The organism is Clavibacter rahimiani, assembly GCF_052654495.1.
In genome coordinates, this window is the sequence record NZ_CP199790.1 from 767,215 (window position 1) to 791,809 (window position 24,595).

A 24,595-nucleotide genomic window follows, 5' to 3' on the forward strand; every position below is an offset into this window, starting at 1 on the left:
GGACCGGCCGCGAGGTGATCCTGCACGCGCCTCCGCCCGGACTCACACCGCGAGGGTCAGGCGGACTCCCGCGGTGATGGCGCTGATGATGTACGCAGGCAGCGTGCCGACCGGATGGGGCTCGACGAACTCGCGGCTCACGGGTCCCACCTGGCTGACGATCGCGACGAAGTCCCGATCCAGGCCCGTCGCGGTCGCGGGGACGAGGACGTTGCCGGGGAAGACCTGCAGCCGCAGGTTCGAGGTGAGCGGGACCATGATGACGGTGGCGATGTCGCTGGCGTTGAGCCAATCGGCCTGCATGACCACCGAGGGACGGACCTCGGCGGGCTCCGAGCCACGGGGACTCCCGAAGTCGACCCGCACCACGTCGCCGCGCGCGATCACCAGCCGCTGCCGGTCCGCGCGATCCGCTCCGACTCGCGGAGGAAGTCGGTGTCCGCGATCGGCTGCCCGACCTCGGCGATGGCCGCGTCCGCGAGCCGCGTCAGCTCCGCCTCGCCCGCCCCCTCCAGCTCGTCGGCGAGCATCCGACCGGCGGTGCGGTAGAACTCGCTCCGGGTCATGCCGTGCTGCTTGGCGATCCGATCGAACCTATCGAAGTCGGCGTCGGGGACGGAGATCGCGGTCTTCATGGTGGGAGTATGACGGGTCATACCAAGGAGGGCCCGGCCTCCCTCGGCGCGAAGCAGAGGCCATGGTGCCCCGCGCCTAGGCTCGATCCATGCGCACCCTGTTCCCCGAGATCGACCCGCACGACACCGGCATGCTCGACGTGGGGGACGGCCAGCTCCTCTACTGGGAGGTGTCGGGGAACCCCGACGGCATCCCCGTCGTCTTCCTGCACGGCGGCCCCGGGGGCGGCACGAGCCCGACCCACCGCCGCCTCTTCGATCCCGCCCGGTACCGCATCGTGCTCGTCGACCAGCGCGGCTGCGGGCGGAGCACGCCCCACGTCTCGTCGCCCGACGCGGACCTCTCGGTCAACACGACCTGGCACCTCGTCGCCGACCTCGAGCGCCTGCGGGAGCACCTCGGCGTCGAGCGGTGGCTCGTCTTCGGCGGTTCCTGGGGCTCGACCCTCGCGCTCGCCTACGCCGAGACGCACCCGAGCCGGGTGACCGGCCTCCTCCTCCGCGGGATCTTCACGCTGCGGGCGTCCGAGCTCGACTGGTTCTACGAGGGGCCCGCCGGCATGGTGTACCCCGACGGCTGGGAGGCGTTCACCGCGCCCGTCCCCGGGGTCGCCCGGGGCGGGATCATCGCGGCCTACGCGGCGCTGCTCGCGGATCCCGACCCGGCGGTGCACGGCCCGGCCGCGGTCGCGTGGTCCACCTGGGAGGCGTCGGGGATCACGCTGCTGCCGCGGCCCGAGCTGGTGGCGCGCTTCGCCGAGCCGACCTACGCGCTCGCGTTCGCGCGCATCGAGAACCACTACTTCGTGCACGGCGGGTGGATGGAGGACGGCCAGCTGATCCGCGACGCGCACCTGCTCCGCGGGATCCCGACGGAGATCGTGCAGGGCCGCTACGACATGTGCACGCCGCCCGCGACCGCGTGGGACCTGCACCGGGCGCTGCCCGAGGCGCGCTTCACGATGGTGCCGGACGCCGGGCACGCGTTCGACGAGCCCGGCATCCTCGACGCGCTGCTCGAGGCGACGGAGCGCGCGGCGGACCGGCTGGACGCGAGGGGCTAGGGAGCGGTCGCGCCCGCCACCGGCCGGCGTCTGCGACCCGCGTCCGCGACCGGCGCGTCCTGCGTCCACCGTTCGAGCCGACGGGGGAGGCCGTAGAGCCCGGGGATGCCGCGCGTGACGCGGTGGACGAGGAGCGAGACGGCGATCGCGACCACCGTGAGCACCGGGGGGACGGCCAGGGCTACGGGCGCGAGCTGCTCCGCGATCGGCGCCGCGAGCGCGGTGAGCACGAGCACCGGGGCGAAGTGGAGCAGGTAGACGGGCAGCGTCCGGGAGCCGAGCGCCACGAGCCCGTGCGCCCACCGGGCGCGGGCGAGCACGACGGCGACGGCCGTGCCGGCGGCCACGGCGACCACGCTGAGGAGCAACTGGACCCCCGGGACGTAGTACAGCGACGCCACCGAGGCGATCCCGGTCAGCACGACGTACGCGAGCGCGAGCGCGACGGCGTGCCCGGCGCGCACCCGGGGGGCGACGGCCAGCACCCGGACGCCGAGGTGCACGGCGAGCAGGAAGAAGGTCAGGTACATGCCCACCTTGTCGACGGTGACGTCACCCGAGCGGAGCGCGTTGGTCTGCAGCAGGACCGTGAGGACCACGGCCGGAGCGAGCTGCGCCCAGACGGGCAGTCGGCGGATCAGCCAGGCCACGGCGAAGTAGACCGCGAGCGCGTACACGAACCACGTGTTGGCGTTCGGACGCACGGGCAGGAGGACGAGGTCGAGCAGCGCGGAGCCGCCCGTCCCCAGGTCGGCGGCGGGCACGAGCGCGGCCACGGCCAGCCACAGCGCGGACCAGAGGACGTAGATCCACAGCAGGCGGAGGAGCCGGCGCCGGAGGAGGACGGGGAGGGACCAGCTCAGGGCCTTCGCCGCGAACAGCCCGGCGGCGAAGAAGAACAGGGGCATCCGGAAGGTGCTGAGGGTCGCGGCGATCGTCGACCACCGCGACGGGATGCCCGCCTCGTCGGCGAAGACGATGGCGTGGTACAGGACGACGAGGACGATCGCCGCGCCCTTGGCCGCGTCGACCCACTCGTGCCGCTCGGCGGCTCGAGGGGTCGACGCGGTCACTGCAGGCCCTGGTGCGCGAGGACGGGCTGCGGCAGCGTCGCCAGCGGGCTCGCCGCGGTCGCGCCCACTCCGCTGAGGACGTCGAGCGCGCGACGCAGCCGCGTGCTCGAGGTGTGCATCGTGTACGGGAAGTACACGACCTCCACGCCGACCGCGGCGAACTCGGCCTCGAGGCGCTCGCCCTTCGGGGTGCCGCGCCAGTCGTCGCCCTTGAAGAAGACGTCGAAGCGCACGTCGCGCCAGGTGTCGAGCTTGTCCGGCAGCGTCTCCGCGCGGGCCTCGTCGACGTAGCTGATGTGGCTCACGATCTCGAGGCGCTCGGCGAGCGGCACCACGGGCGTGATGCCCTTGTTGCGCTCGAGCATCTCGTCCGAGACGACCCCCGCGATGAGGAAGTCGCACTGGCTCTTGGCGTGCTTGAGGATGTTGAGGTGGCCGACGTGGAACAGGTCGAATGCTCCAGCGGCGTAGCCGATTCGGGTCATGGCTCGTCGTGTCTCGTGTAGTCCGCGTCCGGGCGCGGGTACGCCGGATGCGGGATCGGGTGCAGCCCGGTGCGGGTACGCCGGGCGGAGATCCACCTGCTCACGCGACGCGGGTACGTCGGCCGCCCTGGGTGGGGGCGACGGGGAGCGGTGGACTCCCGGTGATCCTACGGCCCTCCTGCCCGATGGCGGAAGGAGGATACCCGAACGGGGGGCAGCGCCCCGAATCCCGGGGTACTGGTCCCGCTACCGGTTCCATGACCTCCTTTCGGGGGACACCGCAGGACGATTCTGGGTTACATTCATCGAACCCCGCCTGTCTGGTGGGTTTTCATCAGCCTGTCTGACGGACCGATCCGAGCAAGGACCCGCCCGCATGCGCCACGCAACGCCCGTCTCCCGCCGAATCCCGACGCACCTCGCACCCGCCCGCCCCTCGCCCGCCCGGCACCTGATCGCGCTCGCGGTCGTCGTCGGGCTCGCCGTCCCGGCCGTCCTCGTCGCCCCGGAGGCCGCGCACGCGGCGCCCGGGCAGGACATGACCGCAGGGACCCCCGTCTTCTCCGACTCCTTCACCCGCACCGCGACCGGGGGCTGGGGCACCGCATCCGGCGCGGCGGCCTACGCGTACGACGGGGTCTCGGCGTTCCGCGCGAACGGCGCGCAGGGGGTCATCGACCTCGCCCGCTCCGGCACCGCGGCCTCGGCCGGCGTGCCCGTGAAGGCGCCCCTCGACAGCGAGACCACGGTCCGCGTCATGATCCCGCGGGTGCCCGCGCAGGGCAACGGCATCTACGCCGGCATCCAGCAGCGCGTGACCGCGACGTCCTATTACCAGTCGAGCGTGCGGGTCGACAGCGCGGGTGACGCCCGCCTCTCGGTCGTCCGCGTCAACGGGTCGACGGCGAGCCAGACCGCCGTGGTCGGTGACACGGTCATCGCCCGGGGGATCGTCCCGGGTCGCGTCGTGAACATCCAGTCCCGCGTCTCCGGCTCGAGCGCGGTCGCCCTCGACGCGCGCGCGTGGATGGACGGCCAGGCCGTCCCCGCGTGGCAGGCGGCGGCCGTCGACACCAGCGCGCAGCGCCTCTCCTCCGGCACGGGAACGCGGCTGTGGTCGTACCTCTCCAAGTCCTCCGGTCCGCAGTCCGTGGCCTTCGACGACGTCGCGGTCCGTCCGTTGACGGCAGCGGCGGTGCCTGCGCCCGCTCCCGCGCCGGCCCCCGCGCCGGCTCCCGCGCCGGCCCCCGCGCCGGCCCCCGCGCCGGCCCCCGCGCCGGCTCCTGCCCCCGTGCCGGGCGCGGGCTCGTCCGACTCCGAGCAGGGCGTCTCCTCCGGCGACGCCCGCCCCGGCTCGGGCTCGGCCCCCGTCGGCTCCACGGGCTACGCCGTCCCCGCGGACGCGGTGTTCGTCGCCCCCAACGGCTCGAACGCCGGATCCGGGTCGAGGTCCGCGCCGTACGCCACCATCCAGAAGGCCGTCGACGCGGCGCCCGCGGGACGCACGGTCGTCGTGCGCGCCGGGACGTACCACGAGTCCGTGATCATGCCCGCGGGCAAGGCCATCACGCTCCAGTCCCACCCGGGCGAGAAGGTCTGGCTCGACGGCAGCCGCCAGGTGTCCTCCTGGGTCGCCTCCGGATCCACCCGCTACGCGACCGGCTGGGACCTGACCTTCGACACCAGCCCCACCTACACGCGCGGCAAGCCCGACAACACCGCCGTGGGATGGGCCTTCGTGAACCCCGCGTACCCCATGGCCGCGCACCCGGACCAGGTCTGGGTCGGCACGGTCGCCCAGAAGCAGGTCGGCTCGCGGGCGCAGCTCGTCGCCGGCACGTTCTTCGTGGACACCGCGGCCGACCGCCTCTACCTCGGCGCCGACCCGGGCAGCCAGCCCGTGCGCTCCAGCGACCTCGTGAAGGCGCTCAGCGTCCGCGGCGACGGGAGCACGGTCCGGGGCATCGGCATCCGCCGGTACGCGCCGTCGGTGCCGGACATGGGCGCCGTCACGGTGTCCGGTCGGAACATCACGATCGAGAACGTCGTCATCACCGACAACGCCACCACGGGCATCTCGCTCACCGGGACCGGGGTGCGCGCGACCGCTCTCACCGTCGCCCGCAACGGCATGCTGGGGATGCACGCGAACTACGCCGACGGCCTGCGCGTCTCGCGGGTCCTCGTCGCGGACAACAACGTGGAGGGCTTCAACCGCGCGCCCGTCGCGGGCGGCCTGAAGATCACGCGCAGCCGCGACGTGGACGTCAAGGACAGCGCCTTCGTCCGCAACCGCGGCAACTCGCTCTGGTTCGACGAGTCCGTGTACGACATCGTCGCGTCGGGCAACGACATCATCGACGGCACGGGCCACGGCATGGTGCTGGAGCTCTCCGCGACGATCCAGGTGGTCGACAACATCGTGGCGCGCAACGCGCTCGACGGCATCCTCGTGGGCGACAGCGGCCACATCAGCATCTGGAACAACACGATCACGGGCAACACCCGGAACATCAACATCGGGCAGGGCGACCGTCGGGCCTCGAACCTCGCCACGGCGGGTCACGACCCGCGGCAGAAGCTGCCGGACCCGACCGTGACCTGGATCGTGACCGACATCACGGTCTCCAACAACGTGCTCGAGGGCGGGACCGGCAACGCCATGCTCGCCGTCGAGGACCACTCGCACCAGCGGTCCGCGGCGCAGATGGGCATCCGCGCGTCGGGGAACGTCTACCAGAGGGACGCAGCCGGAGCTCCGCGCTGGTCCATCGTCTGGTCCCGCGGCGTCGGGGATCCCGCGGTCTACAAGACGGTCGCGGCCTTCGCGGCGGCGACCGGCCAGGACCGCACCAGCGTCGAGGTCACCGGCAGGAAGGTCCTCGGAGCGGGCTTCCGGCCGACCGCGGAGGTCCAGGCGCTCGCGTCGACGGTCCCCGTCGCCGTCCCCGCCGCGGTCGCCGCCCTCCTGGGCACGTCGACCGGAGCGCGACCCCTCGGGGCGTCGATCGGCTAGAGCACCTCGCGTCACCACGACGGGTCGGTCCCTCCGGGGCCGGCCCGTCGTCGCGTGCGCCCCGCACGACCGGCGGGGGGCAGTCCGCCCCCCGAAGGGGGAGGGGCGAGGGGGCACGGGCAGCATCTAGCATTGCCACCGTCACCACCCGGTGTTCACCCGTCGTACCCGCGACGGTCACTCCCGGACCGGCCCACCCAGCCGCGTCCACCACGGAGCCGTGAACCGGACGAGGTCTACCCGGACCCCGTCGCACGCCGCATCACCCACCTGTAACCCGAAACGCAGGCACTCACCCGATGAACCCGTCATCGGCGCTGGACCGAACCCGTCGGCCGCGCCTCCCCGCACCCACCCGACCCCACGACGCCCCGCGATCGCTCGACGCGCTGCCCGGCACGCGATGAGCACCACGAGGAACCGCCCCGCGACCCGGGGCGAGCGCAGCCGCGTGCGCCCGGAGCGCCGCTCCGCGCACCGCCCGATCATCGGATCCGGCATCGCACCCGCCGTCCCCGCCATCCCGTCGGGCCGCCGCTGGGCCCGCGACTACCGCACCCGCCTCATCGCGACGGACTGGGCGATCATCATCGCCACCGTCCTCGCCGCCCAGCTCACGCGCTTCGGCACGGGGGACGCGGCGGTCGAGGCCGCATCCGTGCAGGTCGACTACGGCGTCGTCTCGGTGATCGTCGTGGGCGTCTGGATCGCCGTGCTCGGCGCATTCCGCACCCGCGACGTCCGCATCGTCGGCGTCGGCGTCGCCGAGTACAAGCGCGTCGTCAACGCGTCGGCCATCACCTTCGGGGCGCTCGCCATCGGCTTCCTCCTCCTCAAGGTCGACATCGCCCGCGGCTACGTCGTCCTCGCCTTCCCGCTCGGCGTCGTGGCGCTGCTCCTGGCCCGGTGGAGCTGGCGCCGGTGGCTCATCCGCCGCCGCATGCAGGGCGCGCACCTCTCCCGCGTCGTCGTCGTGGGCAGCCGCGCCGACGTCGAGGACGTCGCGGCGCAGATCCTGCTGCGCCCCGCCTCCGGCTACACGGTGGTGGGCGTCGCGATCGACGACCACCTCGACGGCCTCGAGGTCGGCGGGCGCACGATCCCCGTCGTCTCCGACCTCGGATCCGTCGCCGCGGCCGCTGCCCGCACCGCGGCCGACGCCGTCATCGTCGCGAGCCAGCCGCGCGCCGGCAGCAACGCCGTCCGCACGCTCGGCTGGGAGCTCGAGGGCTCGTCGATCGAGCTGGTGCTCGCGTCGCGGCTCACCGACGTCGCCGGCCCGCGCATCCACTTCCGCCCCGTCGAGGGCCTCCCGCTCATCCACGTCGAGATCCCGCAGTTCGAAGGCGGCAAGCACGTGATGAAGCGGGCCCTCGACATCGCGGTCGCCGGCCTCGCGCTGGTGGTCCTCTCGCCCGTGATGCTCGTCGTCGCGGTCGTCGTCCGCCTCGACAGCCCGGGCGGCGCCATCTTCCGCCAGGAGCGCGTCGGGAAGAGCGGCCAGGAGTTCCACATGCTCAAGTTCCGCTCGATGCGGGTCACCGCCGAGGCGGAGCTCGAGGCGCTCACGGCGGCGAACGAGGGCTCCGGCCCGCTGTTCAAGATGAGGAACGACCCGCGCGTCACCCGCGTGGGCGCCGTGCTCCGCCGCTACTCGCTCGACGAGCTGCCGCAGCTGTGGAACATCCTCGTGGGCGACATGAGCCTCGTGGGGCCGCGCCCGCCGCTGCGCCGCGAGGTGCAGGGCTACGAGAGCCACGTGCACCGCCGTCTGTTCATCAAGCCGGGCCTCACCGGCATGTGGCAGGTGAACGGCCGGAGCGACCTGAGCTGGGACGAGAGCGTCCGGCTCGACCTGTACTACGTCGAGAACTGGTCCCTGACCGGCGACGTCATGATCATGTGGCGCACCTTCCGTGTGCTCACCCGACCCGTGGGGGCCTACTAACAATGTCTGCTATCGAACCGCGTCGACTCCGCATCGCCATGGTCGGGACCCGGGGGGTCCCCGCCGCGTACGGCGGATTCGAGACCGCCATCGAGGAGATCGGGCAGCGCCTCGCCGCCCGCGGCCACGACGTCACCGTCTACTGCCGCTCCGCGAACCGCTCGCGTCCCCGCACCCACCTCGGCATGACGCTCGTGCACCTGCCCGCGCTCAAGACCAAGTCGATCGAGACGCTCAGCCACACCGCGCTGTCCGCGATCCACCTGGCCTTCGGCAAGCGCCAGGACGCGGCCTTCGTGTTCAATGCCGCCAACGCGCCGTTCGTCCCCCTCATCCGCTCTCGCGGCGCGGCGACCGCCGTGCACGTCGACGGCCTCGAGTGGAAGCGCGGCAAGTGGGGCCGCATGGGCAAGAAGTACTACCGCATCGCCGAGCAGATGGCCGTGAAGAACGCGGACGCGCTGATCTCGGACGCCCAGGGCATCGCCGACTACTACGACCACGAGTTCGGCATCCCCACCGAGCTCCTCACGTACGGCGCCAACATCCTGCGCGACCCCGCGTCGGACCGCCTCGCCGAGCTCGGCCTCGAGCCCGGCCAGTACCACCTCGTCGTCGCGCGCTTCGAGCCGGAGAACCACGTCGACGTCATCGTCGACGGCTACACGGCCTCCGGTGCGACCCTGCCGCTCGTGGTCGTCGGATCCGCGCCGTACAGCGCCGCGTACACCGACCGCATCGAGCAGGTCGCGTCCGCCGACCCGCGCATCCAGCGCCTCGGCGGGGTGTGGGACCAGGAGCAGCTCGACCAGCTCTACGCCCACGCGCTCACCTACCTGCACGGCCACTCGGTCGGCGGCACCAACCCGTCGCTGCTGCGCGCCATGGGCGCCGCGACCGCGACGCTCGCGAACGACAACGTCTTCAACCGCGACGTGCTCGGCGAGGACGGCCGCTTCTGGTCGGACGCCGCCGGCGTCGCCGCGCTCGTCGAGGGCGCGGAGGCCGCGGCCGACGAGGCCGTCGCGATCGGCCGCCGCCTGCAGGAGCGCGCCGAGGAGACCTACGACTGGGACGCCATCGCCGACGGCTACGAGGAGCTCGCCGCCCGCATGACGCGCGGCTACTCCACGCGCGGCATGAGCCGCGGCGTCCGCTCGGCCACCCGCTGGGAGCCCGAGCTCCGCGCCAGCGACGCCGGCCGCACCTCCTTCCTCCTCGAGGAGAGCCGATGAGCGCCGCGAACGCCGCCGACGCGCGCACGGAGTCGTACCTCGACGTCGTGCGCCGCCTGGCGTCCGCGCAGAAGAAGGCGGCCCGGGGCGCGCCCGCGTACTCGATCCGCGTCAACCGGCCCGCGGGTCGGCTGCTCGCCGCGTGGGCCTACCGCGCCGGGCTGACCCCGAACCAGGTGACCGCGATCAGCGCCGCCTTCACGTTCACGGGCATCGCGCTCATCGCCCTCGTGGAGCCGGCCGCCTGGGTCGGCATCGCCGTATGGCTGCTGCTCGCGGTGGGCTACGCGTTCGACTCGGCCGACGGACAGGTCGCGCGCCTCCGCGGCGGCGGATCGCTCTCGGGCGAGTGGCTCGACCACGTCGTCGACTGCATCAAGATCTCGTCGCTGCACCTCGCGGTGCTCGTGTCCATGTTCCGCTGGCCCGCCACGGACTCCGACGCATGGCTCCTCGTGCCCGTGGTCTACGCGATCGTGGCCGCCGGGAGCTTCTTCGCGATGATCCTCAACGACCAGCTGAAGCGCGTCCACCAGGTCTCCGGCGCCCCCGCGCCCGAGGCCGGCCGCTCGACGCTCGTGCGCTCGCTCCTCGTGATCCCCACCGACTACGGCTTCCTCTGCATCGTGTTCGCGCTGCTCGGCGCCCCCGTCGTCTTCCTCGCCGTCTACGCGCTGATGATGCTGGCGAACGCCGGCCACCTCGCGCTCGCGTCGGTCAAGTGGTTCCGCGACATGGGCGCGCTCGACGCGCGCCGTGCCGAGGCCGCCGCTTCCGCCGTCGAGTCCGCGCGGGTGACCGCGTGACCGCGTTCGCGGACACCGCGCGCGCGCTCGTGCAGGCCGACGACGACGGCGCGGACCTCCGCGGCCGCACGATCCTCGTCGCGCACCCGAGCGCCGAGCTCTACGGATCCGACCGCGTGCTGCTCGAGAGCGTCGCGGGCCTCGTGGCCGCCGGCGCCCGCACGGTCGTGACCCTGCCGTCCGACGGCCCGCTCGTCGACGCGCTCGTCGGCGTCGGCGCGGTCGTGCACCACGCGCCCACGCCCGTGCTGCGGAAGTCGATGCTGCGCCCGCGCGGCTTCGCGGCCCTCGTCGGCCAGTCGGTCCGCGGCCTGTCCGCCGGGCTCGGCCTCGTGCGCCGCACGCGCCCGGACGCCGTGTACGTGAACACCGTCACCATCCCGCTCTGGATCCTCGTGGGCCGCCTCACCGGCCGCCCCGTCCTCTGCCACGTGCACGAGGCCGAGGGGTCCGCGTCCCGCGCGGTCGGCACGGCGCTCGCCCTGCCGCTCGCGCTCGCCACGAGCGTCGTCGCGAACAGCCGGTACAGCGTCGACGTGCTCGGGAAGGCCCTCCCGCGGGTCGCGCGCCGCACCGAGGTCGTCTACAACGGTGTCCCCGGACCGGTCGAGGTCGTGCCCGCTCGCGCGGCGCTCGAGGGGGGCCTCCGGATCCTCTACGTCGGCCGCCTCTCCGACCGCAAGGGCGTGGACGTCGCCGTCGAGGCGCTGGTGGAGCTCCGCGACCGCGGGGTGCCCGCGACCCTCGACATCGTCGGCGCCGTGTTCCCCGGCTACGAGGCGTACGAGGAGCAGCTGCGGACGACCATCCGCGTGCTCGACCTCCAGCACCTCGTCACGATGCACGGCTTCCACGCCGACGTGGCCCCGTTCCTCGCGGCCGCCGACGCGTGCGTCGTGCCCTCCCGGGTGGACGAGCCGTTCGGCAACACGGCCGTCGAGGCCCTGCTGGCCGCGCGGCCCGTGGTGGTGAGCGACACCTCCGGCCTCCGCGAGGCCGCCGGCGGGTACGAGTCGGCGCGCCTGGTGCCGCCGTCGGACCCCGCCGCGCTCGCCGACGCCCTCCAGGACATCGCGACGGACTGGGACGCGTACCGCGCCCGGGCCGCCCGCGACCGCTTCCGCGCCGAGCACCGGCACGGACCCGAGCTCTACCGGCAGCGCATCGCGCGGTCGGTGGGCACGATGCTCAGCGCCCCGAGGCGCGTCGGCAGCCCCCGACCGGCCAGCGCCCGCTGACCACCGGCACTCCTCCTCACCACGCTCCACCCACCCGAAGCAAGGACACAATGAGCATCCTCTCCTCCGCGGGACGTCGCCTGGCCGCGATGACCGCGGCCGCCGCGGTCATCCTGTCCGCGGTCGTGGTCGCGCAGCCGGCCATGGCGGACTCCGCCCCGGTCGACCCGACCGATCCGAAGTCGCCCGTCACGGTCACCGCCGACCCGCTGCCCACGACCCAGATCGACGGCGTCGCCTGGTCCCAGGTCGTGGTCGGCAACACGGTCTACGTGGCCGGCAAGTTCCAGAACGCGCGCCCCGCGGGCGCCGCGGCCGGCACGAACCTCACGCCCCGCAGCAACCTGCTGGCCTACGACATCCGCACCGGCGCGCTCATCACGACCTTCGCGCCGAAGCTCAACGCGCAGGCGCTGTCGGTCACGGCGTCGCCCGACGGCTCGCGCGTCTACGTCGTCGGCGACTTCACCGACATCGACGGCCAGGGGTTCTACCGCGCGGCCGCGTTCAGCACCGCGACGGGGAAGATCATCCCGTCCTTCCGCCCCATCATGGGCAGCCAGACCCGCGCGGTGAGCGCCACGAACGACACCGTGTACCTCGGCGGGACCTTCCGCAGCGTCAACGGCGCCGCGCGGTCCTTCCTCGCCGCGGTCTCCGCGACCGACGGCAGCACCACGCCGTTCGTCGCCGACGCCGACACCGTCGTCGACGCGCTAACGCTCACGAAGGACGCGTCGAAGCTCATCGTCGGCGGCCGGTTCGCGCAGCTGAGCGGCGTCGCGACCTACGGCCTCGGCGCGGTCGACCCCGCATCCGGCGCCTCGCTCCCCTGGGCGGCCAACCAGCAGGTCAAGAACGCCGGCAAGGAGGCGTCGATCAACAGCCTCTACGCGACCGATGACCGGATCTACGGAACCGGCTACACGTTCGGCGCCGGAGGCAACCTCGAGGGGGCGTTCTCCGCCGACCCCAACACGGGCGTCGTGAAGTGGGTCGAGGACTGCCACGGTGACAGCTACTCCGTGTTCGCGACCAGCACGGTCGCCTACGTCGCCGGCCACCCGCACTACTGCGGCAACATCGGCGGCTTCCCGCAGACCGACCCCTGGACCTTCCAGCACAGCCTCGCGTTCAGCAAGGACGCGACCGGCACCGCCACCGCTGACCCGTACGGCTACCACAACTGGGCCGGCACGCCGTCCCCGTCGCTGCTCAACTGGTTCCCGAAGTACGTCACGGGCTCCTTCACGGGCCAGGGCCAGGCGGCCTGGAGCGTCAACGGCAACGAGGACTACGTCGTCGTGGGCGGTGAGTTCCCCTTCGTGAACACCACCGCGCAGCAGGGTCTCGTCCGCTACGCGACGGCGAAGGACGCGCCCAACAAGATCGGCCCGAACTCCAACGACACGCTCGTCCCCAAGGTGCTCTCGTACACGAAGGGCGAAGCCCGCGTCTCCTGGCAGGCCACCTTCGACCGCGACAACACGCGGCTCACGTACAAGGTCGTCCGTGACGGCAGGACGGCGACGCCGGTCTACACGATGACGCAGGACTCGACGTTCTGGCAGCGGCCCTCGATGGGCTTCATCGACAAGGGCCTCGTACCGGGCAGCACGCACACCTACCGCGTGTACGTCTCCGACTCGTTCGGCAACACGATCAACCGCTTGGGCAACACGGTCACGATCACCGACCAGACCGGCAGCGACGCGTACGCCGCGAGCGTGAAGGACGACGGCGCGACCGCGTACTACCCGCTCGACGAGAAGGACGGCACGTCCGGCCTCGACCACGTCGGCTTCGAGGACCTCCGCGTCGACAACGCGACGCGCGGCGCCACCGGGCCCCTCGACGGATCCACCGCCACCACCTTCTCCGGCCAGGACGGGTCCTTCGCGGTCACGCCCCAGGCCGTGCAGGCGCCCGACACCTTCAGCGTGGAGTCGTGGGTCAAGACGACCTCGACCTCGGGCGGCAAGATCGTCGGCTTCGGCGGCAGCAGCACCGGCACGTCGGGCAACTACGACCGCATGGTCTACCTCGACAACGACGGCCGCGCGTTCTTCGGCGTCTACACGGGCTCGACCCAGACGGTGAACTCGGCCCCCGGCCTGAACGACGGCCAGTGGCACCAGATCGTCGCGACCATGGGCCCGCAGGGCATGAAGCTGTTCGTCGACGGCAAGCTCGTCGGCCAGCGCGCGGACACCACCCGCGGCCAGGACTACCAGGGCTTCTGGCGCATCGGCGGCGACAACCTCGGCGGCTGGCCCAACCAGCCCCGGAACTACTACCTCCAGGGTGACATCGCGCAGGTCTCCCTCTACCCGACCGCCCTCACGCGCGCCGACGTGGTCGACCACCTGGTCGCCTCGGGTCGCACGTCGCCCATCCCGGCGGCGCCCGCGGACGCCTACGGCAAGGCCGTCTACGCGGCCGACCCGTCGTCCTACTGGCGCCTCGACGACGCCGACGGCGCGTCGACGCTGAAGGACGCGGGCCAGAACGACGTCGGCGCCAACGTCGGACGCAACGTGCGCTTCGGCCAGGCGGGCGCCCTCTCGGGCCCCGTCGGCCAGGCGGCCGCGTTCTCCGACAGCATCGCGGTGAGCCAGCAGCGGATCTCGAACCCGCTGACCTACTCGCTCGAGATGTGGTTCCAGACGACGACCACCCGCGGGGGCAAGCTGATCGGCTTCGGCGACAACCCGGATCCGTTCAACTTCTCCGGCAGCTACGACCGCCACGTCTACATGCAGGACGACGGACGCCTGCAGTTCGGCACGTGGACGGACCAGACCAACCTCGCGAGCTCCGACCGCGCCTACAACGACGGCACGTGGCACCACATGGTGGCGTCGCAGGGCTCCGACGGCCTGAAGCTCTACGTGGACGGCGACCTCGTCGGCCAGAACGGCCAGACGCAGGCGCAGGGCTACGACGGCTACTGGCGCATCGGCGGCGACAACACCTGGGGCTCCTCCAGCGGCACCTTCGAGGGCCGCCTGGACGAGGTCGCGGTGTACCCGTCGGTCCTCACGGCCGACGCCGTGGCGACGCACTTCTCGCTCGGGACCAGCGGCCGCGTGCCGAACCAGGCCCCGAAGGCCGCGTTCACGCAGCAGGCGGACTTCCTGACGGCCGCGTTCGACGCGACCGGCTCGACCGACGCCGACGGCACCCTCACGGGCTACGACTGGGACTTCGGCGACGGCGTCCAGGCGGCCGGCCGGACGCAGTCCCACGCCTTCGCCGAGGCCGGCACCTACACGGTGACGCTTACGGTGACGGACGACCGGGGCGCGACGAACCGCACGCAGCAGGAGATCACGGTGAAGGCGGCCCCCGCCAACATCGCGCCGACCGCCGTCGTGACGGCCACCGCCACGGACCTCACCGCGAAGCTCGACGGATCCGCCTCCACGGACGCCGACGGCACCGTGGCCTCCTACGCGTGGGACTTCGGCGACGGCAGCACGGGCACCGGCCCGACGCCGACGCACGCCTACGCCGCGGCGGGCACCTACACGGTGGCGCTGACGGTCACGGACGACAAGGGCCTCACCGGCACCGCGTCCACGCAGGTCCAGGTCACGGCGCCCCCGGTCAACCGGGAGCCCACGGCCGTCATCGCCTCGACGACGACCGACCTGGTCGCGAACCTCGACGGCCGCGCCTCCTCCGACCCGGACGGCGCGATCGCGTCCTACGCGTGGGAGTTCGGCGACGGCACGACGGGCACGGGCCCCTCCATCGCCCACCCGTACGCCACGGCGGGCACCTACACGGTCGCCCTCACGGTGACGGACGACAAGGGCGCGACCGGTCGCACGACCGTGAGCGTCACGGTCACCGCCCCGCCCGTGAACCAGGCGCCCGTCGCCCGCTTCACGAGCACCGCGGCGAACCTCGTCGCCTCGCTCGACGCCTCCGCGTCGACCGACCCCGACGGCACGGTGGCCGGCTGGTCCTGGGCCTTCGGCGACGGGACCTCGGGCACGGGCCGCACCACGACCCACGCCTACGCCCAGGCCGGCACCTACCAGGTGGCGCTCACGGTGACGGACGACAAGGGCCTCGCCACGACGACCACCTCCCCGGTGACCGTCCGGGCCCCCGCCGCGAGCGTGCTCGCGCAGGACTCGTTCGGTCGCAGCGCCACCAACGGCTGGGGTTCCGCCGAGGTCGGCGGCGCCTGGACGGTGACGGGCGGCAGCGCCTCGATCCTGTCCGTCAGGGACGGCGTCGGCCAGGTCGCATCGGGCATCGGCTCGACCCGCAGCATGATGCTGAACGCGGTCTCCACCACGTCCTCCGACGCGTCGCTCACCTTCTCCCTGGACAAGGTGCCCACGGGCGGCGGCGACTACACGCGGGTCATCTCGCGGCAGGTCGGCACGGCGTCGTACCAGACGCAGGTCTGGGTCAAGTCGACCGGCCAGGTCGCCATCCTCCAGAGCGAGGCCGGCGCGGCGCTGAGGACGACGGTGGTCCCGGGCCTCACCTACACCGCGGGCCAGAGGCTCCAGGTGCGCGTGCAGACGACGGGCACGTCCCCGACGACGCTGAAGGCGAAGGTGTGGCCGGCCGGCCAGGCCGAGCCGACCGCGTGGACGGCGACGACGACCGGCACGTCGGCGGCGCTGCAGGCGGCGGGCTCCTTCGGGATCCAGACCTTCCTGTCCAGCTCGGCCACCGCGGCGGTGACCACCACCGTCGACGACGTGGCGGTCAGCTCCGGCGAGGCCGCACCGAACCCGACGCCCGTGGCCAACAAGGCCCCCACGGCGGCGTTCACGTCGACCGCGAAGGACCTGACGGCCTCGTTCGACGGCTCCACGTCGTCCGACGCGGACGGCACGGTCGCGACCTACGCCTGGGCCTTCGGGGACGGGACCACGGGCACGGGGCGGAACGTCGACCACGCCTACGCCGCCGCGGGCACCTACGCGGTGTCGCTCACCGTGACGGACGACAAGGGCCTCGCCTCGGCGCGGAAGGACGGCACCGTCACGGTGACCGCCCCGGTCGTCACCCCGGCGAACCAGGCCCCGACGGCGGCGTTCACGTCGACGGCCAAGGACCTGACGGCCTCGTTCGACGGATCCACGTCGACGGACGCGGACGGCACGGTCGCCTCGTACGCCTGGGCGTTCGGGGACGGGACCACGGGTACGGGTCGGAACGTCGACCACGCCTACGCCTCGGTCGGCACCTACCAGGTGTCGCTGACGGTGACGGATGACAAGGGCCTCGTCTCGGCGAAGAAGGACGGGTCGGTCACGGTGAGCGACCCGGCCCCGGTCCCTGCGGCCGGCGTGCTCGCCCGGGACGCCTTCGAGCGCACCGCGGCGAACGGATGGGGCACGGCCGAGACCGGCGGTCCCTGGACCGTCGCGGGCGGCAGCGCCTCCATCGTCTCCGTCAGGGACGGCGTCGGCCAGGTGGCGTCGGGCATCGGCTCGACCCGCACGATGTCGCTCGCCCAGGTCTCCACGGTCGCCTCGGACATCGCGTTCACGCTCGCGCTGGACAAGGTGCCCACGGGCGGCGGCGACTACACGCGGGTCATCTCGCGTCAGGTCGGCACGGCGTCGTACCAGACGCAGGTCTGGGTCAAGTCGACCGGCCAGGTGGTCATCCTCCAGTCCGAGGCCGGCGCGGCGCTGAGGACGACGGTGGTCCCGGGTCTCACCTACACCGCGGGCCAGCAGCTCCAGGTCCGGGTGCGGACCACGGGCACCGCGCCCACCACGCTGGAGGCGAAGGTGTGGCCGGCCGGCCAGGCCGAGCCGACCGCGTGGACGGCGACGACGACCGGCACGGCCTCGGCCCTGCAGGTCGCGGGCACGATCGGGATCCAGACGTACCTGTCCAGCTCCGCGACCGGTTCCGTCACGACCCGGATCGACGACCTGCTCGTCACCGACGGGCGCGTCCGCTGACCGCGGTCGCCCGATGACGCCCGGCGGGCGGATCCTCCACGGATCCGTCCGCCGGGCGTCGCACTGACATGATCGACTGAGGCCGGACGGCCGGGGGCACGGAGAAGAGGGGGAGCCATGCGGAGATCGCGCGCGCGCGTCCTCGGGGCGGCGGTCCGCTGGTGAGCGCCCTCCTCGCCGGATCCGGGGTCCTCACCCTCCTCGCCGGCGCCGTCGGCCTCGTCGGCGGGGTCCTGCTGCTCCTGGTCCTGCGCCGGATGCCCCGGGTCGCGGTGTCCGTCTGGCTCGCCGCGCTCTGCCTGCTCCCCGTGTGGACCGGTGTCTCCGCCGGCGGGATCCACCTCCCCGCGGCATCGCTCGCCGCGATCCTCGTGATCATCGCGGTGTCGCCCGTGCCCGGCTTCCGGATCTCCCCCCTCGACGCCCTCGTGGTGCTCATGGGCGCGTCGGCGCTGGCGGGGCTCCTGCTCGGCTCCGACGAGAAGGCGAGCCTGACGACGCTCGTGACCTTCATCAGCTACGGCGTCCCCGGCTACCTCCTCGGGCGCCTGGCCGCGCACCGGATCGGCATGCCCGCCCTCCAGGGCATCGTCGCGATCGCGTTCACCGTCGTCGGCGCGCTGGCGGTCGTGGAGTTCGCGACGCACGTGAACCCGTTCATCTCGCTGCCCGGCAACGGCGGCCTCCGCGCCCTCTGGGGCACGCTGCAGGGACGCGGGGGCATCGTCCGCGCGGAGGGCGCGTTCGGGCACTCCATCGCCCTCGGATCCAGCCTCGCCATGGCGATCCCGCTCACCCTCGCGTCCCGGTTCGGCCTCCCGGCCCGGCTCGCGATGACGACCGTGATGGTCGTCGGTGCGGTGCTCACGTTCAGCCGGGTCGGCATGCTCGGGGCGCTGCTCGGCCTCGTCCTCGCGATCGTCTTCCTCCGGGACGCGATTTCCCTCCGCGTGCGCGTGACCGTGACCGCCGTCGTGGTCGTCGTCGTCGTGGCCATCGCCCCGTTCGTGCGGACCGTCTTCGACGACGCCGGCACGGAGGCCACCAACAGCTCCGACTACCGCGGCGACCTGTACGGCCTCATCCCCGGCATGCAGGTCCTCGGCCTCGCCGCGTCCGCCTACCGGGGCACCGACGGCCGCGTGTTCTACGGCGGGTTCCGCTCCATCGACAGCCAGCTCGTGCTCACGGGGCTCACGTTCGGGATCCTGTCCGCGATCGGCGTCCTCATCGCGCTGGCCGTCGGCGTCGTGCTGGTGCTGCGGGGCCGTGCCACCGCGGCCACCATCGCCCTCGTCGCCCAGATCCCCGCGCTCGCGTCGGTGGCGCTGATCACGCAGTACTCGATCTTCGTCTGGTTCCTCGCCGGGGTCGCGGCGACCAGCCAGATCCTCCGGCGCGAGCCCGCCCGGCCGGAGCCCGATCCCGTCCGGGACGCAGCCCACTCCGAAGACCTCCACGATCCCACCCGCACCACCGCCCTCGCGCCTCCACGGAAGAGAACCCCCTCACGATGACGCTCCACGAGTTCACCGCCCTGCTCCGCCGCCTCTGGTACGTGGTCGTCGCCGCGACGCTCGTCGGGGGAGGCGTCGCGTTCGGCCTCTCCCAGCTCGCGACGCCCGTCTACACCGCCCAGTCCCGGCTGTACTTCTCGCTGAGCAGCGGGTCGAGCGCGAGCGACCTCAACCAGGGCGCCACCTACACGCAGAGCCAGATGCTGTCCTTCGGCGAGCTCGCGGAGTCGCCCGCGGTGCTGGAGCCCGTGATCACGCGCCTCGGCCTCGACGTGACGCCGCAGGAGCTGGCGCGCGCCGTCACGGTCACGACGCCGCAGAACACCGTGATCATGGAGATCAGCGTCACCGAGCCCTCGCCCACGGAGGCCGCGGACATCGCGAATGCCGTGGCGAGGAGCCTCCGCGACACCGCGGAGGCGTACGCGCCCACGGGTGCCGAGGGCTCGCCCTCGGTCTCGGTGCGCGTGATCCAGGAGGCGCCGGAGCCCGAGTTCCAATCCGCTCCCAACGGACGCACCAACACGCTCGCCGGCCTCCTGCTCGGCCTCCTCGTCGGGCTCCTCGGCCTCGTGCTCGTGCGCCTGCTCGACACGCGCGTCCGCTCGGCCGAGTCCGTCGCGCACCTCACGACGGCGCCGCTGCTCGGCTCGCTCGAGCGCGAGCGCGGCGTGACCGGCCTCGCCATGGCGCTCCGCCCGCTGTCGACCGCGGCCGAGGGCTTCCGCCAGCTGAAGGCGAACCTCCGCTTCGTGCTCCTCGGCGAGCGGTCGTCGAGCATCGTCGTCACGTCGTCGATCCCCGGCGAGGGCAAGTCCACGGTCGCCGCGAACCTCGCGCTGTCGCTCAGCGAGGGCGGGCGCCGCGTGCTGCTCGTCGACGCGGACCTGCGCCGCCCGGTCGTGGCGCGGTACCTCGGCCTCGAGGGCGACGCGGGCCTCACGACCGTGCTGGTCGGGCAGGCCGTCCTCGAGGATGTCGTCCAGCCCTTGGGCGACGGCACCCTGCACGTGCTGACCTCGGGGGAGATCCCGCCGAACCCGAGCGAGCTCCTCGCGTCCGCGCGCATGGAGGAGCTGGTGACGCGGGCCCGCGAGGCCTACGACGTCATCGTGATCGACACCGCCCCGCTCATCGCGGTGGCCGACGCCGCGTTCGTGGCGCGCATGACGGACGGCGCGATCGTCGTCGCCGACCAGACGCGCGTCCACCGCGGCCAGCTCTCCGAGGCGCTCGACGCGGTCGAGAAGTCCGGCGGATCCGTGCTGGGCGTCGTGCTCAACAAGGTGCGGCCCACGAAGGACAAGCGCGCGTACTACCGCGCCGCCGAGCCGGAGACCGGCCGCGCGGCCCGCAGGGCGCGACGGGCGTCCGCGGCCGCCGGCTGACCCGCGGCACGATAACGAGGGGCGCGGCCGGGATCCCGGCCGCGCCCCTCGTGTCGTCGCGGGTGGTGCGTGCGCGCTACTGGAACACGACGACGGGCGAGCCCGCGTCGCGCGCCACGACCACGCTGATCGCGTCGGCGGAGGCCGCCGGGACGCTGAACACGTAGTCGCCGGTGGCGGAGGCGCCGGGCTCGAGCGAGCCGCGGATCACCGTGTCGGAGTCGGCCGGCGTCGCGGGCGTGCGGTCGGCGCCGTAGAAGAGGTTGACGGCCACGGCGTCGACCGCGACGGCCTCGCCCGTGACGTTGACGAGCTCCAGCCGCACGTCGACCGCGTCGCCGCTCAGCTCGCCGACCCGGCCGCCGTCCGTGCTGGTCGGGGTGACCGACACGATGCGGGCCTGGATGGATCCGGGGAAGGTCGCGGTCTCGTCGAGGCCCACGGTCGTCGACACCTCCTGGCCGAGCGACGTGTCGCCCTCGGGCAGCGGCGCCGGGGCCTCGGTCGCGCCGGCGGTGGGGGCGACGTCGGACCAGTCCTTCGTGTCCGCGGCGGCCGCGGGGGAGTCGGATCCGGACCCGTTCACGACGACCGTGCCGACGACGGCGGCGGTGACGAGGACGGACGCGGCGCCGATGACGGCGACGGTGGTGCGGCGGCTGCGGGCGCGACGCTCACGGCGGGGACGCAGGTCGGACGGGGTGCTCTCGGGTACGGGCATGGCCTTCTTCGCTCTTCGGGTACGGCGAAGACGAGCCCGACGACCAGGGCGGGTCGGCGGCGCGGTGCGGGCGGGCGATGGGTGGTCGCGCGACGCAGGATTCCGGGTCTTCTGCCCTCGCATCGTACGTCCGCGGGGGCGCGGGGACGAGCCCCCCGTCCAGGGGGAGCCGCCGAGCGCGCGGCGCGGATGCGCGGCGCGGATGCGCGTCGCGGGCCGCTCAGTCGCGCCGCGCGTACTCCTGGTACGACCAGCCGAACGCGCCCGCCACCATGCCGGCGCCGCGGGCGAGCGTGCGCGTGCCCTTCGCGCGGTGGGCGAGGCTGCCGGTGGCGACGCCGACGGCGATCCGCCCGGTGCCGCCGAGCGCGCGCACGAGGCCCCGCGCGGTGGCCTCGGCGCGGATCCGGGTGCGGGCCGCGGGCGTCGCGGGCGCGAGCGCCACGGACGTGAGGCTCCACGAGTTGCCGCTGCTGAACGCGCGCAGCACGACCCAGCGCCGTGTGGTGCGGGCCCGGGGCACGACGTCGACGACGCCCGCCTCCGCGCACCAGGTGAGGAGGCCCCCGGACGCGATGAGCTGGCGCGTGAACAGGGTGTCCTCGCCGCCCTGCGTGCCGAGGTCCACGTCGAAGCGCAGCCCGGCGGCGCGCACGGCGCGGAGGTCGAGGAGGAGGTTGTTGGTCGCGGCGACCTCGAGGCGCGCGCCGGTCGCGGGACGGCGGCGGACGAAGAAGCCGCCCGCGCGCACCCACGCGTCGGGCTCGACCTCGTACTCGCTCCGCACGGGACCCGCGACGCCCGCGCTGCCCGTGGCCTGGCGGGCGCGCACGAGGGCGGCGAGCCAGCCCGGATCCGGCCGCTCGTCGTCGTCGAGGAACACGAGCAGGTCGTCGTCGCGGGCCTCGTCGAGCGCGCGGTTGCGGGCGGCGGAGATGCCGGGCGTGGGCTCGTGCACGTAGGCGACGGGCGCGGGGGAGACGGCCGCGGCGTCCTCCACCGCTGCGCCGGCACCGCCCGCCGGGTCGTTGTCGACCACGACGATCCGCACGGCGCGGGGGAGCGCGGGATCCGCCTCGGCGGCCTCGCGCAGCTCGGCGGCCTGCGCGGCCACGAGGGGGAGCACGGCGCGGATGTCGTCGGGCCGGCGGTAGGTGAGGATCGCGACGACGAGCGACGCGGCGGGCGCGGCGGCGGGTCCGGCTGCGGGCCCGGTCGGCGCGGCGCCGGACGCGGGACCGCCGGCCGTCGGCGCGGGCGACGGCACGGCGCGCCAGCCGCCGGAGAGCCGGTACCCGTCGAGGATCCCGCGCACGGCCGCGGACACCGGCGCCACCGGGTGCGCGAACTGCCGCCGCCCGCCCTGCAGCAGCACCTCGTACGCGATCACGGGCGTGAGCAGACGCCATCGGCGGAGGGCCGCGGCGTCGAGGTGGCGGGCCCCGTAGAGGAGCCGGTTCCGGACGTTGTGGTAGTAGTACGTGCCCGACTTGGCCTGCCCGGCGCTCGCGTGGCCGGCGCTCTGCGTGCCGCCCTCGGCGTGCACCGCCACGGCCTCCTCCACGACCCGCAGGCGTCCGCCGGCCTCCACGACCTTGCGCGACAGGTCGACGTCCTCCCAGTACAGGAAGTAGTCGTCGGAGAAGCCGCCCACGCGCGTCCACAGCTCGTCGGTCACGAGCAGGCACGCGCCGGTCAGCCAGGGCTCGACCGCGAGGCCGGGGTGCTGCGCGCGGCGGGCGGCGGAGCGGATCCGGCCGTCGGCGAGGTACAGGTCGGATCCGCGGAACCACGTGCTCCCGTCGGGCCGGAGGATGAGCGGGGCCACGAGCGCGAGCGGATCCGCCGCCACCGCCTGGCGCAGCACCGCGAGCTGGTCGGGCTCGATGGTCGCGTCCGGGTTGAGCAGCAGGAACTCGCGCGCGCCGAGGCCGCGGGCCGCGTCCACGCCGATGTTCATGCCCGTGCCGAAGCCCGTGTTGCCGTCCGGGTAGACGCCGTGCACGCGGCCCGACGGGTGCGCGGCGAGCGCGCGCACGCGCTCCCGCTCCGCGTCGGTCGTGCGGTTGTCGACGATCACGAGCAGCGCGTCGTCGAGCCGCTCGATGAGCGGCAGCACGTTCTCGCGCACGAGGTCGGCGGATCCGTAGTTGACGACGACGACGGCGAGGAGGGCGGGGCGGGGCATGGGATCCCATCGGTCGGGCACGTGCGCGGGGCCTCGCCGGCGGGCACGGGCGAGTGGTGGCATAGTCTATTTCCTCGACCGACGACCCCCTGGGTCGCGCCCGACGACCCGCCGCCGGTCGTCCCGCCCAGGAGCGCCATGACCGTCCCCTCCCGCCCGCCCGGCCGCGACCTCGTCGTGCTGCAGTCCTCGCAGGCGCCGCGTCCCACGACGAACCCGTACATCGTGATGCTCGGGCGCGCGCTCGCCGAGACCCCCGGCGTCCGCCCCCTGCACTTCAGCTGGCGCACCGCGCTCCTCGGCCGCTACGACGTCTTCCACGTGCACTGGCCCGAGATCCTCGTGGACGGCCAGAGCCCGCTGAAGAAGGCGGTGCGGCAGGCGCTCACCGTCGCGTTCCTCGCGCGGCTCGCGATCCGGCGCACGCCGATCGTCCGCACGGTGCACAACCTCGAGCGCCCCCAGGGCATCAGCCGGCGCGAGACGCTCCTCCTCGCGCTCATGGAGCGGAGGACGACGCTGCGGATCCGCGTCAACCCGCTCACCGAGATCCCCGCGGAGCAGCCGCACGCGACGATCCTGCACGGCCACTACCGCGACTGGTTCCGGGATCAGCCGCGCGAGGAGGTCGTGCCCGGCCGGCTCGGCTACGTCGGGCTCGTGCGTCGGTACAAGGGCGTCGAGGACCTCGTCGCGTCCTTCCGCGGCGCGGGCGACGCGGGCGCCGACCTGTCGCTGCGCATCGGCGGCAACCCGTCGACCGCGGAGCTCGCCGACACGATCCGCGCGCTCGCCGCGGGCGACGACCGGATCCGCCTCGACCTGCGCTTCCTGTCCGACGCCGAGCTCGTGGAGATCGTCACGGGCTCGGAGCTCGTCGTGCTGCCGTACCGGTTCATGCACAACTCGGGCGGCACCCTCGCGGCGCTCTCGCTCGACCGGCCCGTGCTCGTGCCGGACAACGCGGTCAACCGCGCCCTCGCGGAGGAGGTCGGCCCGGGCTGGATCCACCTCTTCGACGGCGACCTGACCCCCGACGAGCTCCTCCGCGCCACCGAGGCCGTGCGCACGGGCGCGCGCTCGGCGTCGCCGGAGCTCGCGGGCCGCGACTGGGACCGCGCCGGCACCGCGCACGCGTCCGCGTACCGCCGCGCGCTCCGGATCGTCCGCGGGGTCGAGCGGGGCTGAGCGGCCCCGCGCCACCCGTTCTGGGGATTGCCGGGCGACGGGCGCTGGATAGGCTCGTGACCGGTCCGTCCTCCGGACCACCTCTCCCGAATGACGGGGGCGGCCGTCACCCGCGGCCACACCCACCTCCCGTTCTTCTCCGCGA

The 24,595-nt window shown here is 73.6% G+C and carries 16 protein-coding genes; 10 read left to right on the forward strand and 6 right to left on the reverse strand.

What is annotated here, in order from left to right; genetic code table 11:
• Positions 1-42 precede the first annotated feature (42 nt).
• Complete coding sequence (locus ACT7CP_RS03835; RefSeq protein WP_445443445.1) at positions 43-387, reverse strand: type II toxin-antitoxin system PemK/MazF family toxin; 345 nt, start codon at positions 385-387, stop codon at positions 43-45.
• A complete protein-coding gene (locus ACT7CP_RS03840) occupies positions 384-635 on the reverse strand; it encodes a ribbon-helix-helix domain-containing protein (protein WP_413962561.1) in 252 nt (83 codons plus the stop codon). Before ACT7CP_RS03840 ends, ACT7CP_RS03835 begins: the two co-directional genes overlap by 4 nt.
• A gap of 89 nt (positions 636-724) precedes the next feature.
• On the opposite strand from ACT7CP_RS03840, the gene pip reads away from it, so the two are divergent.
• Positions 725-1,699: a prolyl aminopeptidase gene (pip, locus tag ACT7CP_RS03845; protein WP_445443446.1), complete on the forward strand. Its 975-nt coding sequence runs from the start codon at positions 725-727 to the stop codon at positions 1,697-1,699.
• Here pip and ACT7CP_RS03850 read toward each other — a convergent pair.
• Both ACT7CP_RS03850 and ACT7CP_RS03855 read right to left on the reverse strand, forming a co-directional pair.
• On the reverse strand, positions 1,696-2,772 hold the full coding sequence (locus ACT7CP_RS03850) for an acyltransferase family protein (protein WP_445443447.1): 1,077 nt from the start codon (positions 2,770-2,772) through the stop codon (positions 1,696-1,698). The genes pip and ACT7CP_RS03850 overlap by 4 nt on opposite strands.
• On the reverse strand, positions 2,769-3,257 hold the full coding sequence (locus ACT7CP_RS03855; protein WP_445443448.1) for an FAD synthase family protein: 489 nt from the start codon (positions 3,255-3,257) through the stop codon (positions 2,769-2,771). The genes ACT7CP_RS03850 and ACT7CP_RS03855 overlap by 4 nt, the downstream gene beginning before the upstream one ends.
• A gap of 376 nt (positions 3,258-3,633) precedes the next feature.
• Here ACT7CP_RS03855 and ACT7CP_RS03860 point away from each other — a divergent pair, with 376 nt between their 5' ends.
• The 8 genes from ACT7CP_RS03860 to ACT7CP_RS03895 all read left to right on the forward strand — a co-directional run bounded on the left by ACT7CP_RS03860 (position 3,634) and on the right by ACT7CP_RS03895 (position 20,353).
• On the forward strand, positions 3,634-6,273 hold the full coding sequence (locus ACT7CP_RS03860; RefSeq protein ID WP_445443449.1) for a right-handed parallel beta-helix repeat-containing protein: 2,640 nt from the start codon (positions 3,634-3,636) through the stop codon (positions 6,271-6,273).
• 403 nt (positions 6,274-6,676) lie between these two features.
• A complete protein-coding gene (locus ACT7CP_RS03865; RefSeq protein WP_445443450.1) occupies positions 6,677-8,221 on the forward strand; it encodes a sugar transferase in 1,545 nt (514 codons plus the stop codon).
• Between the two features lie 2 nt (positions 8,222-8,223).
• Positions 8,224-9,456: a DUF1972 domain-containing protein gene (locus ACT7CP_RS03870; RefSeq protein WP_413962566.1), complete on the forward strand. Its 1,233-nt coding sequence runs from the start codon at positions 8,224-8,226 to the stop codon at positions 9,454-9,456.
• Positions 9,453-10,262, forward strand: coding sequence for a CDP-alcohol phosphatidyltransferase family protein (locus ACT7CP_RS03875; RefSeq protein ID WP_445443451.1), 810 nt, complete (start codon positions 9,453-9,455; stop codon positions 10,260-10,262). Before ACT7CP_RS03870 ends, ACT7CP_RS03875 begins: the two co-directional genes overlap by 4 nt.
• A complete protein-coding gene (locus ACT7CP_RS03880; protein ID WP_445443452.1) occupies positions 10,259-11,500 on the forward strand; it encodes a glycosyltransferase family 4 protein in 1,242 nt (413 codons plus the stop codon). Before ACT7CP_RS03875 ends, ACT7CP_RS03880 begins: the two co-directional genes overlap by 4 nt.
• A 50-nt stretch (positions 11,501-11,550) precedes the next feature.
• On the forward strand, positions 11,551-17,448 hold the full coding sequence (locus ACT7CP_RS03885; protein WP_445443453.1) for a PKD domain-containing protein: 5,898 nt from the start codon (positions 11,551-11,553) through the stop codon (positions 17,446-17,448).
• A gap of 161 nt (positions 17,449-17,609) precedes the next feature.
• A complete protein-coding gene (locus ACT7CP_RS03890; protein WP_445443454.1) occupies positions 17,610-18,965 on the forward strand; it encodes a hypothetical protein in 1,356 nt (451 codons plus the stop codon).
• Positions 18,962-20,353 carry a tyrosine-protein kinase domain-containing protein gene (locus tag ACT7CP_RS03895; RefSeq protein WP_445443455.1) on the forward strand — a complete coding sequence of 464 codons (1,392 nt, stop codon included), beginning with the start codon at positions 18,962-18,964 and terminating at the stop codon, positions 20,351-20,353. Before ACT7CP_RS03890 ends, ACT7CP_RS03895 begins: the two co-directional genes overlap by 4 nt.
• 76 nt (positions 20,354-20,429) lie before the next feature.
• Here ACT7CP_RS03895 and ACT7CP_RS03900 read toward each other — a convergent pair whose 3' ends face one another.
• Both ACT7CP_RS03900 and ACT7CP_RS03905 read right to left on the reverse strand, forming a co-directional pair.
• Positions 20,430-21,074 carry a hypothetical protein gene (locus ACT7CP_RS03900; protein WP_413964234.1) on the reverse strand — a complete coding sequence of 215 codons (645 nt, stop codon included), beginning with the start codon at positions 21,072-21,074 and terminating at the stop codon, positions 20,430-20,432.
• Positions 21,075-21,294: 220 nt separating this feature from the next.
• Complete coding sequence (locus ACT7CP_RS03905; protein WP_445443456.1) at positions 21,295-23,262, reverse strand: glycosyltransferase family 2 protein; 1,968 nt, start codon at positions 23,260-23,262, stop codon at positions 21,295-21,297.
• 138 nt (positions 23,263-23,400) lie between these two features.
• Here ACT7CP_RS03905 and ACT7CP_RS03910 point away from each other — a divergent pair, with 138 nt between their 5' ends.
• Positions 23,401-24,450, forward strand: coding sequence for a glycosyltransferase family protein (locus tag ACT7CP_RS03910; RefSeq protein WP_445443457.1), 1,050 nt, complete (start codon positions 23,401-23,403; stop codon positions 24,448-24,450).
• Positions 24,451-24,595: the final 145 nt, after the last annotated feature.

Excerpts from the sequence above, each read along its gene's own strand:
- ACT7CP_RS03840 (WP_413962561.1), bottom strand. The coding sequence starts at position 635 with ATGAAGACCGCGATCTCCGTCCCCGACGCCGACTTCGATAGGTTCGAT.
- pip (WP_445443446.1), top strand. The coding sequence starts at position 725 with ATGCGCACCCTGTTCCCCGAGATCGACCCGCACGACACCGGCATGCTC.
- ACT7CP_RS03855 (WP_445443448.1), bottom strand. The coding sequence starts at position 3,257 with ATGACCCGAATCGGCTACGCCGCTGGAGCATTCGACCTGTTCCACGTC.
- ACT7CP_RS03860 (WP_445443449.1), top strand. The coding sequence starts at position 3,634 with ATGCGCCACGCAACGCCCGTCTCCCGCCGAATCCCGACGCACCTCGCA.
- ACT7CP_RS03865 (WP_445443450.1), top strand. The coding sequence starts at position 6,677 with ATGAGCACCACGAGGAACCGCCCCGCGACCCGGGGCGAGCGCAGCCGC.
- ACT7CP_RS03870 (WP_413962566.1), top strand. The coding sequence starts at position 8,224 with ATGTCTGCTATCGAACCGCGTCGACTCCGCATCGCCATGGTCGGGACC.
- ACT7CP_RS03875 (WP_445443451.1), top strand. The coding sequence starts at position 9,453 with ATGAGCGCCGCGAACGCCGCCGACGCGCGCACGGAGTCGTACCTCGAC.
- ACT7CP_RS03885 (WP_445443453.1), top strand. The coding sequence starts at position 11,551 with ATGAGCATCCTCTCCTCCGCGGGACGTCGCCTGGCCGCGATGACCGCG.
- ACT7CP_RS03895 (WP_445443455.1), top strand. The coding sequence starts at position 18,962 with ATGACGCTCCACGAGTTCACCGCCCTGCTCCGCCGCCTCTGGTACGTG.
- ACT7CP_RS03900 (WP_413964234.1), bottom strand. The coding sequence starts at position 21,074 with ATGCCCGTACCCGAGAGCACCCCGTCCGACCTGCGTCCCCGCCGTGAG.
- ACT7CP_RS03905 (WP_445443456.1), bottom strand. The coding sequence starts at position 23,262 with ATGCCCCGCCCCGCCCTCCTCGCCGTCGTCGTCGTCAACTACGGATCC.
- ACT7CP_RS03910 (WP_445443457.1), top strand. The coding sequence starts at position 23,401 with ATGACCGTCCCCTCCCGCCCGCCCGGCCGCGACCTCGTCGTGCTGCAG.